A 2,464-nucleotide genomic window follows, 5' to 3' on the forward strand; every position below is an offset into this window, starting at 1 on the left:
GCGCCGAAGATCGCTCGATCGAGCTCCTCGGCGTTCCCGGCGTCCGCGAAGCGGCGAAGCCACGCGAACCGGCGCGTGAACCGGTCGATCCGCCGGAACCCGTCGGACCGAACGGCCAGGAAGACGAGGCCCGCGGCGAGCGCCGCGAGGAATCCGAGCGGAATCGCGGCGAGCGCCGCCCACCGGCCGGCCAGCAGCGCCGGCAGGCCATACGCGACTCCGGCGGCGACGAAGATCACCTGCGAGAAGAACTGCGTCACGACGAGGAGCACGACGGACGCGATCGCCGGCGTGGCCGGGAGGTACCGGCGCAGCAGCGCGATCCGCACGAGCTCGCCGCCGACCGCGGCCGAAGGCGTCACGTAGTTCACCGCGTCGCCGGCGATCCGCATCGCGAAGAGGGATCGGAACGGGACTCTTCGCTCCTCCGGGGGGATCGCGAACCGCCACCCGAGCGTGTCGAGCGCGAACGTCACGGTGCCGAGCGCGACGAGGAGGAGGAGCTTCGCCCCGACGCGCCGCAGGTCGGCCGCGAGCACCGCCGGACCGATCCGGAAGAGGAGGAACCCGAAGAGCGCGACTCCGGCCGCGAGGAAGACGCGCGAGAGGGTCTTCACGGAGCGATCCGGCCGCCGCGCTCGACGCGGTAGCGCACGCCGCGCCATTCGACCGTGCGGCCGAAGAAGCCGGCGACCCAGAGCGCGAACGCGACGGCGTCCCGGACCGGGACGAGAAGGATCCACCGCCGGACCGTGCGGTCGCCCAGGGCGCGTCCGCCGACGTCCCACGCCATCGCGAGCCGGGAAAGGACGGCGGCCGCGGCGACGACGACGCCGGAGGCCGATCCACCCGTCGCGAGCAGGAGGAGCAGGGCGAGGATCGTCGACTGCGTCGCGAGGAGCCCGGCGTAGCCGCCCGGGCGCGCCGCCCGGATCCCGCGATTCCAGCGGATCTGGCGCCGCACGAACGCGCGCAACGAGACGAAGCCGAGCTCGTGGTCGAGGACCGGAAGCGAGAGAACCACCCGGCGGCCCGCGCGCGCCGGAAGGAGGCCGAGCATCAGGTCGTCGGCGAGGTAGGGCGCGAGCGCCGTGAAGCCGCCGATTTCGGTCAGCACCTCCCGGCGGAGGAGGATCCCCGCACCGAGCGCGAAACGGAGCCCTTCGAGGCGGCGCGCGACGAAGACCGAGGGCTGGAACTCGGCCGCGTTGCCGAGCGCCTGGAGGATGCCTCCCCAGCCGCGCCCGTGCGAGCGGTACGGCGACGTCACCACGCCGGCCGCGGAATCGGCGAGAACGGCCGCGACCCGGGCCACGTAGTCGCGCGGCGCGCGCACGTCGGCGTCGGAGAAGAGGAGGAAGTCGTGCCTCGCGTACCGCGCGATGTTCGCGAGGTTCCGGACCTTCGGGTTCCCTCCCGGGGCCGCGCCCGGGTCTTCTCCGGCGACGACCGCGATGTCCTGCTCCGGATACGCGTCCGCGACTCGGCGCGCCGCGTCGAGACCCGGATCGTGCGGATCGAGCGAGCCGAAGACGATCTGGAGCCCGGCATAGTCCTGATCGGCGAAAGACCGGAAATTCGCCTCCGCGCGCTCTTCGGCGCCGCAAATCGGCTTGAGCACGGAAACGGGAGGACGGGGGCCGCCCTCCGGCGGCGCCGGCCCGCGGAAGAAATCGCGCGCCGCCGCGATCGCGTAGAGGGAGTAGCCGGTCGCACCGGCGCAGAGCAGATAGAGGAGAACCCGGAACGCCGCGAGCGCCATCAGCGCGCGAGCGCCGGCGTTCGCGTGTCGTCGAAGAGCCCGGCGGGCGTCGTCAGCCGGAAGCCGTTCGCCTCGACCGCCACCTTCACCTTCGGGCTGACGAGCGCGGCGAGCTCCGCGGGCCCGGAGCCCGGAGGCCCGTTGCGCGGCTCGCCCGGGATCTCCGCCGCCGGATGACAATAGAGCTCGACGCGCGCGGCGCGGATCTTCGGCAGGAGGCCGGCGAGATACTCCTCGGTGATCCGGCCCGTCTCGAGCAGGCCGTAGACGCGATCCGCGAATGCGATCCCTCCCTCGCGCATCCGGCGTTCGCCGTGCCGGCGGAGGAGGCCGAAGATCACGGCGTGAAGGAATTTCGTCCCGACCCCCGAGCGGTCGAGCGCGAGCGTGGCCGCCAGCTCCTCCGACGGGAGGCGCACCGCGGGAATCGAAAACTCGGACGCGAGATCGCGCAGGATCGCGAGCACGACCGGGTGCACGTGGAGATGCAGGTGGCCGTCGACGTGCGAGAGGGAGAGGCCGGTCCGCCGGAACTCCTCGAGCTGCGCGCGAATCTCGCGCCGGAGCTCCGCGCGCGCGCGCCGGGAGAACTGGTACGCGAGCCCGGCACGCACGGGCGAATCCGAGAACGCTCCGGCGCGGCCGACGAGCGAGGGAACTTCCCGCGGCGGCGAAGCCGCCCGGCCGCGGACGAGGACAAGG

General features: G+C 73.2%; 3 protein-coding genes. All 3 read right to left on the bottom strand.

The genetic code is table 11. The annotated features are described in order from the left end of the window. A partial coding sequence (locus VKH46_17220; protein HKB72575.1) for a lysylphosphatidylglycerol synthase domain-containing protein occupies positions 1–617 on the bottom strand: 617 nt, incomplete at its 3' end. Further along, positions 614–1,762, bottom strand: a complete 1,149-nt coding sequence (hpnI, locus tag VKH46_17225) for a bacteriohopanetetrol glucosamine biosynthesis glycosyltransferase HpnI (protein ID HKB72576.1) — start codon at positions 1,760–1,762, stop codon at positions 614–616. The genes VKH46_17220 and hpnI, both read right to left, overlap by 4 nt. Then, a partial coding sequence (locus VKH46_17230; protein ID HKB72577.1) for a ChbG/HpnK family deacetylase occupies positions 1,762–2,464 on the bottom strand: 703 nt, incomplete at its 5' end. The genes VKH46_17230 and hpnI, both read right to left, overlap by 1 nt.

It is taken from the genome of Thermoanaerobaculia bacterium (genome assembly GCA_035260525.1).
Lineage (GTDB): Bacteria > Acidobacteriota > Thermoanaerobaculia > UBA5066 > DATFVB01 > DATFVB01.